Annotated in this window: 9 protein-coding genes and 1 tRNA gene; 8 read left to right on the top strand and 2 right to left on the bottom strand. The window is 65.1% G+C overall.

Features of this window, described 5'->3' with window-relative positions:
• Nucleotides 1-17: 17 nt before the first annotated feature.
• On the bottom strand, nucleotides 18-2,042 hold the full coding sequence (locus M0L44_RS06330) for an ATP-binding protein (protein WP_252768804.1): 2,025 nt from the start codon (nucleotides 2,040-2,042) through the stop codon (nucleotides 18-20).
• 331 nt (nucleotides 2,043-2,373) lie between these two features.
• On the opposite strand from M0L44_RS06330, the gene M0L44_RS06325 reads away from it, so the two are divergent.
• The 7 genes from M0L44_RS06325 to M0L44_RS06295 all read left to right on the top strand — a co-directional run bounded on the left by M0L44_RS06325 (nucleotide 2,374) and on the right by M0L44_RS06295 (nucleotide 13,746).
• On the top strand, nucleotides 2,374-3,678 hold the full coding sequence (locus M0L44_RS06325; protein WP_252768803.1) for a tyrosine-type recombinase/integrase: 1,305 nt from the start codon (nucleotides 2,374-2,376) through the stop codon (nucleotides 3,676-3,678).
• Nucleotides 3,679-3,859: 181 nt separating this feature from the next.
• Nucleotides 3,860-5,083: a hypothetical protein gene (locus M0L44_RS06320; protein WP_252768802.1), complete on the top strand. Its 1,224-nt coding sequence runs from the start codon at nucleotides 3,860-3,862 to the stop codon at nucleotides 5,081-5,083.
• Nucleotides 5,084-5,099: 16 nt separating this feature from the next.
• The gene (locus M0L44_RS06315; RefSeq protein ID WP_252768801.1) at nucleotides 5,100-5,309 is read left to right on the top strand and encodes a helix-turn-helix domain-containing protein; all 210 of its coding nucleotides are present in this window, start codon (nucleotides 5,100-5,102) and stop codon (nucleotides 5,307-5,309) included.
• A 1-nt stretch (nucleotide 5,310) separates the two neighbouring features.
• Nucleotides 5,311-5,799: a hypothetical protein gene (locus M0L44_RS06310; protein WP_252768800.1), complete on the top strand. Its 489-nt coding sequence runs from the start codon at nucleotides 5,311-5,313 to the stop codon at nucleotides 5,797-5,799.
• Nucleotides 5,800-6,632: 833 nt separating this feature from the next.
• A complete protein-coding gene (locus M0L44_RS06305; protein WP_252768799.1) occupies nucleotides 6,633-8,255 on the top strand; it encodes an AAA family ATPase in 1,623 nt (540 codons plus the stop codon).
• A gap of 116 nt (nucleotides 8,256-8,371) precedes the next feature.
• A complete protein-coding gene (locus tag M0L44_RS06300) occupies nucleotides 8,372-8,545 on the top strand; it encodes a hypothetical protein (RefSeq protein WP_252768798.1) in 174 nt (57 codons plus the stop codon).
• Between the two features lie 431 nt (nucleotides 8,546-8,976).
• A complete protein-coding gene (locus tag M0L44_RS06295; RefSeq protein ID WP_252768797.1) occupies nucleotides 8,977-13,746 on the top strand; it encodes a DUF3320 domain-containing protein in 4,770 nt (1,589 codons plus the stop codon).
• A 628-nt stretch (nucleotides 13,747-14,374) separates the two neighbouring features.
• On the opposite strand, the gene M0L44_RS06290 is transcribed toward M0L44_RS06295, so the two are convergent.
• Nucleotides 14,375-14,450 (bottom strand) — tRNA-Thr (locus M0L44_RS06290).
• A 143-nt stretch (nucleotides 14,451-14,593) separates the two neighbouring features.
• On the opposite strand from M0L44_RS06290, the gene M0L44_RS06285 reads away from it, so the two are divergent.
• Entirely contained in the window at nucleotides 14,594-15,688 is a 1,095-nt protein-coding gene (locus M0L44_RS06285) for a CaiB/BaiF CoA transferase family protein (RefSeq protein ID WP_252768796.1), read from the top strand.
• Nucleotides 15,689-15,742 lie beyond the last annotated feature (54 nt).

The following is a 15,742-nucleotide window of genomic DNA, read 5'->3' as shown; positions in this document are numbered from 1 at the left end:
CCTCTGGGGATGCGCCCTCAGGCGCCGCTGCTGGCACGGTCCAACTGCTCGCACAGCACGCTGTACAGGCGGGCGGGGTCCACGGGTTTGGTGAGGTAGGCGTCCATGCCCGCGGCCAGGCAGCGTCGCTGGTCGTCCTCGAAGGCATTGGCCGTCAGCGCCACGATGGGCGCATCCCGGCACGCGCCAGCCGCGCGGATCTGTTGCGTGGCCTCCAGCCCCCCCATGCGGGGCATCTGCATGTCCATCAGCAGCAGGTCGTAGGTCTGCCAGGCGGCCATGTCCCAGGCCACCTGGCCATCCGTCGCCAGCTCGGGCTGCAGGCCGGCCTGTCTGAGCAGCGCGCAGCAGACCTCGGCGCTGACCGGGTCGTCCTCGGCCACCAGCACCCGGCGCCCAGCGTGGCGGGCCCGCAAGACCTGCAGGCTCGCCGGGGCCGTGTCGGTCGCCTCTACACGGGCGGCCGCAGAGGCTCCGGAGGCCACCGGCAGGCGCAGGGTGAACCAGACCCGGGTGCCCTGTGCCGGTGCGCTCTCCAGGCCGATGTCGCCGCCCATCATCCGCACCAGCTGGCGCGAGATGGTCAGGCCCAGGCCCGTGCCGCCGTGGCGCCGGCTGGTCGACCCATCGGCCTGTTCGAAGGGCTGGAACAACCGGGGGTGAAGCTCTGGGCTGACCCCGATGCCGCTGTCCCGCACCTCGCCGAGCAGCCACAGGCTCCCGTCTTCTGCAGCGTGGCCTTGCGTCAGGGTCACGGTCACCTGCCCCTGCGGCGTGAACTTGATCGCGTTGTCGACCAGGTTGAGCAGCACCTGCTTGAGGCGCAAGGCATCGCCGACGACCGGCTGGCGGGCGAGCGTGGGGTCGATGTCGACCTGCAGCGCCAGGCCCTTGGCGTGGGCACGGTGGGCCGACAGGTGGTAGACGCTGTCGATCACGCTGCCCAGCACGAAGGGCTCGGCCTCGAGCACCATCCGTTCGGCCTCGATCTTCGACAGATCCAGGATGTCGTTGATCAGCGAGAGCAGGTGCTGCGAGGCCTGTTCGATCTTGCCCAGCTGGTCGCGCAGGCCGGGCGGCTGGGCCGCCTGCAGGGCCAGACCGGCCAGGCCGATCACGCCGGCCAGCGGCGTGCGCAGCTCATGGCTCATGTTGGCCAGGAAGCGGCTCTTGGCCTGGCTGGCGGCCTCGGCCGCCGCCTTGGCCTCCGACAGTGCGGCCGTGCGCTCCTGCACCAGCTCTTCCAGGTGTTCGCGGTGCCGGCGCAGTTCCTCCTGGGCATCGTGCCGGGCCGTGACGTCCTGCACCATGCCCACCACCCGTGTGGGCGCACCTTGGTCGTCGCGTTCGCACACGCGCCCCCGGTCTTCCACCCATAGGTGGTCGCCGTTGCGGCAGCGCAGCCGGTACACAGCCTCATAACGCTGGCGGCGGCCGGCCAGATGATCCTGCAGCCGGGCCATCACCTGCGGTGCATCGTCGGGGTGCACATTGCGCGTCCAGGTCTCCAGCGAGGGCGGCATCTCGTCCGGGCCATAGCCCAGCATGCGTTTGAGCTGCGGGCTGAAGAACACCTCGCCGGCCGGGATGTTCCAGTCCCACAGGCCGTCGGTGGCCTCGTTGAGGGCGAACCACAGCTGCTTCTCGCGCTGGTTCAGCTCGGCCTCCAGGGCCAGACGCCGCGAGATGTCCCGCGCCACCGACAGAAAGTACTCCTGCCCCCCCTCGACAAAGCAGGTGGTGCTGACCTCCACCGGCACCTCGTGCCCCTGCGCGTGCCGGTGCCGCCCCACGAAGGTGTAGGGCGCCGCACGCCGGATGACCGCGGCGATCTCGCTCCACTGCGGCAGACCGGTGACGTCCATCTGCAGGCTCAGTACGCTGTGGTTGAGCACCTCGTCCGCCGTCAGCCCCAGGCTCTCCCAGGCTGCCCGGTTGCCCCACAGCACCTTGGACGTTGCCGGGTCCAGCAGGTACACGGCATCGGACATCTGCTCGAACAGCGTGGCCAGGGCAGGGCGGTGGTCGGCGGGGGGCTTCATAGGTGGCATGGTATGCCGAGCCTGTGGCGGGCGATTCCGCCCCTTTGATCAAGGAAGGGCGACGGTGTCGGGGACCGGAAAAGCACAGGGCCCGCACATGGCGGGCCCTGGAAAAGACTGGTGCCGGTGAAAGGAGTCGAACCCTCGACCTTCGCATTACGAATGCGCGAATGGGTTTGATTGCCTGTGTTCGCCTCTGTTGATAACATCAATATAAATCAACAGGTTAGGTTGTCTTTCTCGCGGATTGATCCACTTCTTCTGTTGATCTTGGCATCGGTTTATTGCGCCAATTTGCCTACAGATTGCCTACAGATTTTGGATCGACATCATGAAGCAGTCAGTGGCGCGTGTGCGCCTGACCGCAGGGCGGATCGAATCCTTCGCTTGCCCGCCGGGGAAGTCCCAGGCCTTTCTCTGGGATACGGATGCGCCTGCGCTCGCACTCCGGGTGACCCCCACCGGGCGCCGTACCTTCGTTTTTGAGGCGAGGTTGGCGGGTGAGTCGATGCGCATCGCCATCGGCACGGTGACCGACTGGCCTTTGGGGGAGGCACGCAAGCGCGCGCAGGAACTCAAGCGTCTGGTCGATGCCGGCATTGATCCTCGGGAAGAGGAGCGCAAGCGCCAGCAGCAGCGGGCAGCAGAAGCAGCCCGAGAGGCGGCTGAAGAGCTCACCGTCCGCAGTGCTTGGCTCCGCTACATGGAGGAAGGGAAACCCAAGCGCCGGGATGCCTGGAAGCCCCGCTATCTGGCCGACATGCAGCGCATGACCGCCCCGGGTGGTGAGCCGAAGAAGCGGGGCAGCGGGCTGACTTTGCCGGGGCACATCACGCCTTTGCTGTCCCTGCGTCTGTCTCAGATCGATGAGGACCGGCTGACGGCCTGGTTCCTGGCGGAGAGTCGGCGCAGCAAGCACCAAGCGACTCGGGCGTTGATGATGTTCCGGGGCTTCTTGCGATGGTGCTCGATCCAGCCGGAGTACCGTCGTCTCGTGAGCACCGAGGTGGCCAAGGGTGCGGCCATCATGGACAACCTGCCCGAGACCAAGCGGCGCACCGACGCCTTGGAGGCAGCCCAGGTCTCGGGCTGGTGGGCAGCCGTCGCGCAACTGCCCAACCAGGTGGCTTCGGCCTACCTCAGAGCGCTGCTGCTCACCGGGGCCCGCCGCGAGGAGATGGCAGCGCTCAAGTGGGCTGATGTGGACTTCCGCTGGCAGAAGATCACCATCGCCGACAAGGTTGGTGATACCCGGACGTTCCCGCTGACAAGCTACTTGTCCAAGCTGTTGCAGGGTTTGCCGAGAGCGAAGGGTTCCGATGGCGAAGCCTCACCCTTTGTGTTCGCCAGCGCCAGCAAGACGGGTCGGATCGCGGACCCCCGCTCCAGTCACGAAAGGGCCCTGGCAACTGCGGGCATCGATGGGCTGACGCTACACGGTCTGCGCCGCTCGTTTTCGCTGCTGGGGGAAGCTGCAGGCGCACCCGCCGGCGCCATCGCGCAGGTGATGGGGCACCGCCCCAGCGCAACGGCGGAGGGCTACCGGCCTCGCAGCGTCGATGCTCTGCGGCCGTATTTGCAGAGGATCGAGGATCACATCCTGGCCCTCGCGATGGGGACATCCTCTGATCACTGAAGGGGCCTTCCGGAGCGGGGGCTCGTTGCCTGGGGATTGGCATCGCAGGCCCCAAGCGAACTGGGGATTTTTGAAGAAGTGTGCGAACAACCGGACGTTGAATGGCGTACCGATCCGTGGAAGGCGATGGACCCACCATCGCCATAAGCGGCCATCCATTCAACCCAGCCAGGTACCTGCAGTGAGCGCGCTTCCCAAGCCTTATGACCGCTTGACCTTTCTGGCCCTGTGCCGGGCATTTGATCGCCGTGTCGTTGACGGTGAGCTTGTCCTTCCGCCAGAGGGCACACGCTATCTGGACATGGCGGGCATCGCAGAGGTGAACTGCCACGCGGACACTTCGAGCATTGCCGGCTTGGCATCGCAGGCATGCTACTGGTTGGACGGCAAAGGAATTTGGTACCGACCTCGCCAAAGCTGGGAGGGAGACATGCCGCTGCACGCGCTCAGCATGATCCACCGCGCTCCTGGTGTGATCGAGCCGTTGTTGCCATTTCAGTTCGATGCCTTCGACCTTGCGATGTACTGCGCCAGCGGGCCTGGCTGGATGCTCATGGACTACATCGCATGCCATCTGCAGGGGGACGGGGTGGATGTCGGTGAGGGAGTTGCCCAGGCGGTGGAGGCGCTACCGCCAGGCCGCCTTCGGGACGAGGTGGCGACCCTCATCGCAGAGACGTGGCGCGCGTGGCAAGCTGGGATGCGCTCCGAGGGGCAGAAGGCTGCCCGCTCGTTGTCTGCCCCCAATGCGGCCGAGCGAGAGGCCGGTGGGATCGATGGGGATTTTGTTGGCCCCGTAGATGGGGTTGAGGCGCAATCCTTGGTGAAGACGCTTGCCGAACTGCAGCAGCGTGGGGACCGCTCGACCTCTCCATCTGCAGTTTCTTCAGACGTCTGGGGGGCGTGCGCCTCACCCGTCGAGTCCTGGACTGCACCAGACCTCAGTCTCGCGGCGACGCGGTCTCAGCTGATCAGCGTCTTCGGGGGCATGTCGGGCATGAACCGATCGTGGTTCGCCAACCTCAAGGACAAGCCAGCGCTCGACAAAGCCTGTGTGCTGCGTGGTCAGCCAGGGCGACATCACACCGAACCGATGTTCGACCCCTACGCGGTTCTTCTGTGGTTGATGGACAGGAGGCGGAAGATCGGTAGGCGTGCTCCTGTCGCAGCCCTTTGGGCCGCGTTTCGGAAGCATTTCCCGGATAGCTTTGAACGCTACAAGGATGAAGCTCCGATCAACGTTGCAGGGTCAACAGGCGTCGAATCAAGCGGCCAGCGGTGGGAGGGGATCGACAGCCTGATTCAGGGGATCACGAACCCCGGCGCCGGGGTTGCTGCAGGGCGAGCGACGGGGCAAACAGGGCGATCCCGCACCCCGTCATCGCAATCGCATCATGTTGAATGAAGCCAGGAGCTTTTACATGATGAAGGACCCCAATCAACTCACTCCGCTGGTGGAGGAAAAACGGTCGGCTCTGCCTACAGCAGAAGCGGCGCGGCATCTCAACCGGGCGCCGCAGACCCTGCGCTTGTGGGCCTGCTATGAGAGTGGACCGATCCGCCCGGTTCGCATCAACGGCCGCCTCGCCTGGCCGGTCCAGGAAATTCGTCGCGTGCTGGAGGGGAACTGACATGGCAAATGGACGTCAGTACGGCCGCCGTGGTCCGGGAAGCGGCCGGGATGCCGGTGGCTTCATCGCACTTCCGTGGTCAGTCGTGGACTCGGATGCTTATCGAGGACTGAGTCACACAGCACGGTCCCTGCTCCTGGAGGTGGCGAGACAGTTCGCGTCGGATAACAACGGCCGTTTGCTCCTCTCCTTCCGATACATGAAAACACGCGGCTGGAAGAGCGCTGACACGCTGAACCGGGCCAAGGCCGAACTGTTGGCTGCCCAGTTGATTTTCGAGACTGCCAAAGGCGGATTTCCCAATAACGCCAGTTGGTACGCCGTCACTTGGCAGGCGCTCGACCGCCTCGATGGCTATGACCACGGGGCGCAGCAGGCGTTTCCTCGGGGAGGCTATCGAAATCGGCCCAAGTTGGTCGCCAGCGGCGGCGCCAAGCGTTCCCCAAACAGCGCGCTTGGTCCGCGGGACAGACATCTGGCCGCTGCATAAGTCCGCCGGGCGGATGAAGGTGAGTGTCAGCAGGTCCGGCCTACAGAGCTGTGGGCGGCCTGAATGGCGCTCTTCTTATTCCGTCTGACGGACACCATCTAGAGTAGCCATCTGTCGGGTGGATAGGAAGGCAGGAAAGGTGGGCACAATACCGGCCAGGCGTGTGGCGCAGCCTTCCTTGCCATGCCCAGTCTCTGCCCCCCCCGGGGCATCCTGGCCGCAGGGTTTCGGGTTTCCCGTCCCGGAGCGCCACCACCTCCTCGTCCGGCTGCGTGCTCGCCCAAGCGTTTTTCTTGTCTAAAGCTGGCCGAGGTACGCAGAAGCGAAATTCGGTACGCAGCAAAGGCCCCCCTTTCAAGGGCCAGGCGTGTGTCCATGCTTCCGACCGATCGCGTGTTTCGCACTGGAGCCCACGGGAGCCGACCGAGGAGAGGCGGTCCATCGCCTGGTCCAGGAGATCACCCCCGAAAGACGTCAGTGCAAAGCCGCGTATTCTGCACACGCGATGTCCTGCGGCATCTCAAAGGGCACCCTTTGCAGGACCCGCCCCTTTGCTGTTAACCGATCTGGTAACCATCCAAGGCACGCATCCGGTAACCGGTGGGCAGTTGCCGCCGGCTCACCATGTCGCCGGGCTACTGACCGCAGAGTTTTTGTGACTTCCTCACACTGGGCCCTTCTACCAGGGCCTGGCCCGGGCTCAGCGTCAAAGTCACCTGCATCCCGGTGCAGAATCACCCGCACAGTAACAAACAGAACACAGTCACGGGAGGCTGGCCGCCGGGCGCTGGATGCATGCCTTGGCGGTCGGTCGTGACACAGAGCAGCTGTCCATGGCCATCGTCACGCCGCCGCTGGAGTCCATCCGGCCCGCCACACCGGGTCAGCACGTCGAACTGGAAGTGCTCCGCCAACTGGCCACCGGCCTGTCCGACGACTTCCGGCTTTTCCACAGCGTGGACTGGACCCGTGCCCAACCCCAGGGCGACCAACATGGCGAGCTGGACATCGTGGTGGTCAATGCCGCCGGGGATGCGGCGGTGCTGGAGGTCAAGGCCGGGGCAGTGGACACCCAGGACGGTGGGCTGACCAAGCACTACCGGGGCCTGGCCAAGGACATCGCCCAGCAAGTCCAGTGGCAGTTCGGTTCCATCCTTCACCGTCTGAAGCAGGAAGGGCTGGACGTTCGCCTGCTGCACCTGCTGGTGCTGCCCCATCAGCGGGTTGGCGAGCAGGGCACCATCCGCTACCCGCGGGAACGCATTGCCGATGCCGAGGAATGCCAGGATCTGCCGGGGCTGATCCTGCGCCGCCTGGGGCGAGGGGTGCCATCGCCCCAGCAGGCGCGCGTCACAGCCTTTTTTGCCAACCGGCTGAACACGGTGGAAGACCTGTCGCTGGTGGCCAGCCAGCTGCACCGCACCGTGCAGCGCATGGCCGGTGGCTTGGCCGAGTGGGTGCCCCGCATCCACAGCCCCAGCGGCGTCGTTCGTGTGGTGGGCACTGCCGGTTCCGGCAAGACCCAGCTGGCCCTGGCCCTGCTGCGCGAGGCCGCTTCCCTCGGTCAAGCAGCGGCCTACGTCTGCTTCAACCGCCCCTTGGCCGACCAGATGCGCGACGTGGCGCCGGCCGCCGCGCAGGTGGGCAGCTTCCACCAGCTGGCCTGGGCTGCTGCCGGCCGATCCGCTGGCGTGCCGGACTTCGCCCAGCTCGGTGAGGCCTATGCCCAGACCCTGGCCGCTGCCGAACCCGATCTGGACCTGCTGGTGGTGGACGAATTGCAGGACTTCCAGCTGCCCTGGGTGGTGGCGCTGCTGCAGCGCGCCCGGCCCCAGGCGCGGGTGCTGCTGCTGGATGACCCGAACCAGCAGCTCTACCTCGACCGGGAAGAACTGGACATTCCCCAGGCTGTGCGCATCACCACCTGGGACAACTACCGCAGCCCCCGGCAGGTGGTGCAGGCCATCAATGCCTTTCGGCTCAGCCCCCGGCCCATCCGGGCCTGTGGGCCCTGGCACGGGCAGACGCCCAGCTTCCACCGCTACCAGCCCAGTGCCGGCAACCTGCGCCGCACCACAGAAGCCGCCGTGCGCGAACTGCTGAGCGCCGGCCACGCACCCGAAGAGATCGCGGTCATCACCTGGCGTGGGCGGGAGAGCTCCCAACTGCTGGCGCTGGACACCCTGGCCGAGCTGCCGCTGCGCAAGTTCACCGGTCGCTACGACGAAGCCGGCCAACCCCTTTGGACTGATGGCCGCCTGCAGCTGGACAGCCTGCGCCGCACCAAGGGCCAGGCCGCGCCGGCCGTCGTGCTGACCGAGGTGGACTTCGACACGCTGGGCGAGCTGGAGCGTCATCTGCTGTTCGTGGGCATGACCCGGGCGCGCATGAGCCTGGCCGTGGTGCTTACCGAACAGGCCGAACAGGCCCTGGCGGCCCAGCTGGGTGGCGCATGAGCCGGCGTCTGGATGTGCATCCAGTTCGCGTGGTGAGCCTGTGGCGCACCAAGATGATCCCGTGATGGAACCGGCCATGACTTGGCGGAAGCCGCCATCGAGCCTTTCTGGACACCATGCCCTACAACGATCGCCTCTACCAACTGCTGAACGACCTGGACGACTCCGAACTGGAGGATCTCTGGGTGTACGGGTTGCAGTGCAAGCCGGATGACCCTCTGTTACCCCGGACGGGAGACAACGCAGCGGCCCTCGTTTCAATTCAAGAGTGCCCTGGCTGCGATCAATGAGCCACACCTTGCCCTGGATTGGCTGGCTTTGGATGGTGCATCTCAAGGCTCTTGGATGGCGAACCAGGCGCGGCAGGCTGCAGGCATCGTGCAGAGGGCACTGGGGCTGTAAGCTCCCCCGCTGAGAGCTACCAAATAGTTGTGCAGGCTGCCTTCCTGACCTGCTCCCCAAGCCAGGCAACTGCCACCGGGCGTCGTAAGCTGGGTTGAGCAGGTCACTGCGTCGAATCAAACAGGCGACCCGCGGCGACAGTGGCTTTGGCGCCCTTCAAGTCCGTTTCTACAACCATTCGAGACAACATTCGGCGCTGGGCTATCTCAGCCCCACGCAGTTCGAGTAACGCTGGCTGGCGGCGCAGCACCAATCTGCCGCCTGATCATCGGGTTATGCACTCCGATTTCCAGGGGCAACCTCACCCTTCTTCATCCAGATGACCTCAGACATCGCCACCAAGTTGCATGCCAGTCGCAAGGAGTTGCTGGACATTGGGCTGCGCAACAACCTGATCAGCTTCAGAAAGACGGCCAAGAGTCTGGCGCTGCTTGATAGCGATGCCGGCGAAGTATTCGATGCCTTGTATGTTGGCGAGAAGGCACTGGCCTTCGTGGCGTCCGACAAGCCCAAGCGCGCGGCGGCGGCGGGCGCTGGCCGATCCGCCGATTCCGACGAAGAGCTTGCCTCCAGCGAGCTGGAGTTGCTGGGTGAGCGGAGCCACGCCGATGCCCAGCGTGTGGCCCCCGACGGGGCCGACGAGAGTGCCACCATGGGCCGCAGGGCGGCCAAGGTGCGTCTGCAGACAGGGCTGGATGAGGAGCGGCTGTTCCTGCAGCTGCTCAAGATCCGGGCTGAGGCGCAGGGCTTCATCGAGGAGCAGGGCGTCAACGTGCTCTACCTGGCGCTGGGTTTTCTGCACTGGTTTGAGAGCGACAGCTCGGAGGAGGCGCGCCGTGCGCCGCTGGTGATGGTGCCGGTGCGGCTGGTGCGGGCCAGCGCACAGGAGGCGTTCAAGCTGGAATACACCGGCGACGACCTGGTGTTGAATCTGTCCTTGGCGGCCAAGTTGAAGACCGACTTCTCCATCAGCCTGCCGGACTTTGATCTGGATGCCGGGGTGTCGGCAGTCGAGCTTCAAGGCTATTTCAGGTCGGTGGGTGAAGCGGTGCGGCTGCAAAAACGCTGGCGCGTGCAGGCCGATGAGCTGGTGTTGGGGTTCTTCTCCTTCGGCAAGTTCCTGATGTTCAAGGACCTGGACCCGCAGAGCTGGCCCGAGGAGAAGTCCCCGGCCAATCATGCGGTAATGGGGCGCCTGCTGCGCGGCGGCTTTGGTGATTCGAAGCCGGCGTTCGGCGATGACGTCAATGTGGACAGCGTGTGCGAGCCGGGCGATGTGCATTTCGTCAAGGACGCGGACAGCAGCCAGACCCAGGCCATCCTGGAGGTTCGCGCCGGTTCCAACCTGGTCATCCAAGGGCCTCCGGGCACCGGCAAGTCGCAGACCATCACCAACCTCATTGCCGAGCTGATCAGCCAGGGCAAGACAGTGCTGTTCGTGGCCGAGAAGATGGCCGCGCTGGAGGTGGTGAAGCGACGCCTGGACGAGAGTCATCTGGGCGACGCTGTGCTGGAGCTGCACAGCCAGCGGGCCACCAAGAAGTCGGTGCTGGATGAGTTGCAGCGTTCGCTCGACCAGGGCCGGCCGCTGACCGACCAGGGCCAGCAGGACATCGCGAACCTGAAGGAGGTGCAGCAGGATCTCAATCACTACTGCCAGGTGGTGAGCAGCATGGTCGGCCACAGCGGGCTGCCGTTCCTGGAAGTCTTGGGCCGCTATATGCGCTGCAAGCGGGAGTGGCCCGCGTTGGTGCCGCTGAGTTTTGGCTCGATGGTTGGCTGGAATGAGGGTACGTTCCTTAAGCGCAAGGACCGCGTGCGTGAGTTGCAGGTCCACCTGATGGAGATGGGGCGACCTGATCGCAACCCGTTCTGGGGCTCGGTGAAGACCTTCTTCACGCCGGTGGACGAGAACACTGCGGCGGACGCGCTGCAGCAGTCCTTGCAGCATGTGTCGCAGTTGCAGGCCAGGTCTGGCGAGTTGTCGCAGCGACTGATGCTGAGCCAGCCAGTGACGGTTCAGGACATTGACGTGGTGTGCCGTGCCGCTCGACGGGCAGCACAAGCGCCGAGGCTGCAAGGAGTGCAGCTTTCGACCCAGGACTGGCAGTTGCGCCGTGACGCCCTGCGGGCGCTGATCGATGCGGGCCAGGCCATGTCGGCGCTGCGGCAGCAGTTCGGCACAGTGCTGATCGATGTGGCCTGGGAGCAGGATTTGCTGCAGGTGCGCCAAGTGCTACTCAGTCATGGGAGCAAATGGTGGCGCTTTCTGTCGAGCGACTTCAAGCGAGCGAAGGGTAGGCTGCAGTCGCTGGCTCGCAGCGAGCTGCCGAAGGCGGCCAGTGAGATGCTGAAGATGGTCGATGGCGTCATGGCCTACCAGCAGCGCGAAAAGGTGTTTGTGCAGCAGGAAACCCTGGGGCAAGCCCTGTTCGGCGCGCAGTGGCAGGGGCGCCAGTCGGATTGGGCCGTCCTGGATCGCTTGATGACCTGGGTGGTGAATCTGCATGACGATCTGGGCAAAGGCACGATTCCAGCCGGCATCGTTGACTTCCTGGCAGGGCATTCGGATGCCAGCGGCCTGGGCGATGTGGCGCAGGCGATCGAGACCTTGATGGCCGACACGAAAGTGAACCTGGCGCGGGTGTCGGATGTGCTCGGTATTGCGCAGCAGTCCGGTGCGCAAGATCTGCAGACTACGCCGCTGGACCAACTGGCCGGGCGATTGGAGCAATGGCGTGCTGGCTTGGGCAGCCTGCGTCACATGGGGCGCTTCAACGCCCTTGCCGAGCAGATGCGCAATGAGGAGCTGACCCAGTTCGTGACCGTGGCGGCTTGCTGCGAGCAGCCGGAGCAACTGGGCGCTGCCCTGGAGCTGACCTGGACCTCCGGCCTGCTGCAAAGCGTCTATGCGGAGAACCCGACGCTGCAGCACTTTGACCGCATCCAGCATGAGCATCGGATCGCTCGGTTCCGGGAATTGGACCTCGCATCGCTTCGGCATGCGCAGACGAAACTGGCCGCCAAAGTCTGGACTGCCAAGCCGAATCTCAACCAGCCCGGCGAGATGAGCGTGCTTCGGACGGAGCTCAACAAGAAGAAGCGGCATCTGCCAATTCGGCAGTTGATCCTCAAGGCGGGGCGAGCGATCCAGCAGATCAAGCCGGTGTTCATGATGAGCCCGATGTCGATCGCCAATTTCCTGCCGCCTGGGGTCATCGAGTTCGACGTGGTGATCTTCGACGAGGCCTCTCAGGTCAAGGCGGTGGATGCTTTTGGTGCGATCTTGCGCGGCCGGCAGGTCGTGGTGGTAGGCGACACGCGACAGATGCCGCCCACCGACTTTTTCGGCCGAGACGTAGAGATCGATGATGAGGACAACACCACCGGCGACATCGAGAGCATCCTGAGCATGTTCAAGGCGGCCGGATGCGCGGAGCGCTATCTGCGCTGGCATTACCGCAGCCGCCACGAGTCCCTGATCGCAGTGTCGAACGCTGAGTTCTACGACAACAAGCTGGTCATCTTCCCGTCTTCCGGAACTGACCCCTCTGTGACCGGCATCAGCTTTGAGCACTTGCCAGCTGCGCTGTATGACCGAGGCCGCACCCGGACGAATATGGGGGAAGCGAAGGCAGTGGCGCAGGCCGTGATCGCCCATGCCCTGGAGCGGCCGCAGTTGTCGCTGGGCGTTGCTGCCTTCAGCGCGGCGCAGCGCGACCTGATTGATGTGGAGGTGGAGCTGCTGCGCAGGCAAACCCCCCAGGCCGAGCCCTTCTTCAGCCAGCATCCCAGTGAGCCCTTCTTCGTGAAGAACCTGGAGAACATTCAGGGGGATGAGCGCGATGCCATCTTCATCAGCATCGGCTACGGGCGCAATGAAACCGGCAAGATCGCCCGAGAGTTTGGCCCCTTGAACAAAGAGGGCGGCCATCGGCGCCTGAATGTGTTGATCACCCGGGCGAAGATGATCATGCGCGTGTTCTGCAACTTCAAGGCGGAGGACATGGATCTGGACGCCTCGGCCAAGCATGGGGTGCGCGCCCTCAAGAACTTCCTGAAGTATGCGGAATCGGGACTGCTTGAGGTGAGCTACGAGACCGGCAAGGCGGCCGATTCGCCCTTCGAGACCGAAGTGATTCAGGCCTTGCGGGACCTCAACTACGAGGTGGAGCCCCAGGTCGGCACGGCCGGCTACTTCATCGACATGGCGGTCAGAGATCCGAACAAACCTGGGCGCTATCTCTTGGCCATCGAGTGCGACGGCGCCGCCTATCACAGCTCGCGCTCAGCCCGTGACCGGGATCGGCTGCGGCAGGGGGTTCTGGAGGGGCTGGGCTGGAGTTTCCATCGCATCTGGAGCACCGACTGGTTCCGCAATCGCCAGCAGGAAATCAGCCGCGTAGTGGCAGCCATCGAGGCTGCCAAGGCACGGGCGGAGCGCGCTGCCACCGAGACGGCCAAGCCCGCGATGCCTACTCCCCATGTAATTGAACGAGGCGAGGCGGCCAGCGAGGTCGAGGCAGACTTTGCCCGACCCTACGTGAAGGTCACCCTACCGCCGGTCAACGGCGTGGAACTCCACCTGGCACCCGTGCATGACCTAGGTCATATGGTCACCAGCGTGGTCGCTGTCGAGGCACCGATCCACCTCAGTGAGTTGACCAGACGCTTGATGGATGCGTTCAACGTCAGCCGGGCTGGCGCGCGCATCGCGTCCCGGGTCCGCGAGGCAGTTGATCACTGCGCCCGGCGTGGCGCGGTCACGTTCAGGGGCGAATTTGTCTACGGTGCCGGAAGCGATCAGATTACCCCCCGTGACCGTTCTTCGTTCAGCCCTGCCGACAAGAAAATCGAGCTGGTCGCCCCAGAGGAGATCGACGCGGCATTGCTGGAAAGTGTTCGGCTCGGCTATTCTCTGGACGCAGAGAGCGCCATCTCATCGGCCATCGGGCTGCTCGGCTTTGGCCGCGCCACGCAGAAGATCGCAGCAGCAGTAGATGAACGAATCAACGCGTTGATTCAGTCTGGTGCGCTGGAACGAACGGCAGGTGTCATCACCTTGTCGAACAGCCCGACGTGCGTCTGATGCCCATTCGAGCGCGCCGTGAGAATGCTGCGCAAGCAGGAGCGGCTGCGCCGAGTCGGGCGCGACACCTCAGTTTGGGGCTCGTAGGTGTCTACCGGATTGGGAGACTTAACTACGCTTCAGCACCTGCGGCCACCGGCTGAGTGGGCTGCATTGTGACGGTCGTTCGCTGTGAAACGAACACGAACCACATCTACCTATACAGCGTGGACACAAGAAGTATCTGCTGGAGCCCCAAGTTTCCGGTGCTGATGCCCAGGGGGCAGAGCAGCCTTCCGGCAAGTTGACTCCAGCAGACATCGGCAGTCTATTGAACCGGTTCCTTAGCGTCAAACTGAACCGACAAGGTGAGGATCCCCTGTCGTCTCGCAACGCGCCGGCAATAGCCGAGTCTCTGCTGCCATTACAGGGGCAACCAATGGAGCAGGCGGTCTTGGTCGAGGCGTGTCTGACGCAGGCCAGACACAAGGCCTGCTTGGAGAAGGTCACTGCCGGGCTGGGCCAGCTGCGTCGGTTGTGCTGGGCGCCGTGAAGCAAATCTGCCTACAGATTGCCTACAGATTGCCTACAGGTGGCCCAGAAGCAACAAAGCCCAACCTTGCGAGCTGGGCTAAGTGCTTGATTTCATTGGTGCCGGTGAAAGGAGTCGAACCCTCGACCTTCGCATTACGAATGCGCTGCTCTACCAACTGAGCTACACCGGCGTCGCAGGCCCGGGGCAAAGCCCCTTGGCGGATGCGAGCCCGCGATGATAGCGGGAAATTCCGTGTGTGGGAAGGCGGGCGCGAGCCAGTGGGGCTCGGGACAATCCGGCCGGGCGCCCCGGACGCTCGCACGAAAGAAACCCATGCACGAAGACGCAAACGCTGCCCTGCCATCATCGATGGCCCCCCATCTCTCCCGGCCACTGCAAGGCCTGCGGGTGCTGGAGTTCGAGGGCCTGGGCCCCGGGCCGTTGGCCGGGCGGATGCTGGCCGACCTGGGGGCCGAGGTGACGGTGCTGGTGCGTCCGGGCGATGGCGGCGTGGCGGCCCGGTTGGGCGGTGGCAGCCAGCCGCTGCGGCGTGGCAAGCGGGTGCAGGTGCTTGACCTGAAGACCGAGGCGGGGCGGGCGGCTGCGCTGGGCGCTGTGGGTCAGGCCGAGGCCCTGATCGAGGGGTTTCGCCCCGGCGTGATGGAGCGCCTGGGCCTGGGGCCGGCCGATTGCGCGGCCTGCAATCCGGCCCTGGTCTACGGGCGCATGACGGGCTGGGGCCAGGACGGCCCCTTGGCCCAGGCGGCGGGGCACGACCTGAACTACGTGGCCCTGACCGGCCTGCTGGGCCTGGGCGCGCGGCCCGAAGAGCCGCCCCGGGTGCCGCCCACGGTGCTGGGCGATGCGGGCGGCGCGCTCGCGCTGGCTTTCGGCATCGTCAGCGCAGTGCTGGCTGCGCGGGCCACAGGGCAGGGGCGGGTGGTGGATGCGGCCATCGTGGATGCGGTGGCCATGCTGGGCGGGCTGGCGCAGTGGATCAGCGGCAGCGGTCAGCTGGGCGGGCCGGCGCCCAGCCTCTTCCATGATTCCCCGTTCTACGACAGCTACCGTTGTGCCGATGGCCACGACATCACGGTCGGGGCGCTGGAGCCGGCCTTCTATGCCGAGTTGCTGCGGCGCCTGGGGTTGGACGATGTGGACCCGGCGCAGCAGCACGACACGGCAACCTGGCCGACCTTGAAGCAGCGGCTGACGGCCCTGTTCGCCAGCCAGCCCCGCGCGCACTGGGTGGAGCGGCTGGAGGGCACGGATGTCTGTTTCGCGCCGGTGCTGGCGCTGGACGAAGCGGCCATGCACCCGCACCTGGCGGCACGCGCCGTCTATCAGCGCGATGCCCAGGGCGCCTGGCAGGCCGCTCCGGCACCGCGCTTTCTGCCTTTGGTGGGCGAGGGTGCTGTCAAGGCTTGAGGCCGCGAACTGGGAGGCAGCGGTGGCGCTGTTCGGTCCATGGAGATTTCAGCA

Origin of the sequence: Ideonella oryzae (assembly GCF_024055665.1) — a bacterium.
Lineage (GTDB): Bacteria > Pseudomonadota > Gammaproteobacteria > Burkholderiales > Burkholderiaceae_C > Ideonella > Ideonella oryzae.
This window is presented reverse-complemented; position numbering and strand designations above follow the sequence as displayed.

Bases quoted from the DNA above. Each gene is read 5' to 3' on its own strand.
- M0L44_RS06305 (WP_252768799.1), top strand. From the start codon at position 6,633: ATGGCCATCGTCACGCCGCCGCTGGAGTCCATCCGGCCCGCCACACCG.
- M0L44_RS06285 (WP_252768796.1), top strand. From the start codon at position 14,594: ATGCACGAAGACGCAAACGCTGCCCTGCCATCATCGATGGCCCCCCAT.
- M0L44_RS06315 (WP_252768801.1), top strand. From the start codon at position 5,100: ATGATGAAGGACCCCAATCAACTCACTCCGCTGGTGGAGGAAAAACGG.
- M0L44_RS06310 (WP_252768800.1), top strand. From the start codon at position 5,311: ATGGCAAATGGACGTCAGTACGGCCGCCGTGGTCCGGGAAGCGGCCGG.
- M0L44_RS06330 (WP_252768804.1), bottom strand. From the start codon at position 2,042: ATGAAGCCCCCCGCCGACCACCGCCCTGCCCTGGCCACGCTGTTCGAG.
- M0L44_RS06325 (WP_252768803.1), top strand. From the start codon at position 2,374: ATGAAGCAGTCAGTGGCGCGTGTGCGCCTGACCGCAGGGCGGATCGAA.
- M0L44_RS06300 (WP_252768798.1), top strand. From the start codon at position 8,372: ATGCCCTACAACGATCGCCTCTACCAACTGCTGAACGACCTGGACGAC.
- M0L44_RS06295 (WP_252768797.1), top strand. From the start codon at position 8,977: ATGACCTCAGACATCGCCACCAAGTTGCATGCCAGTCGCAAGGAGTTG.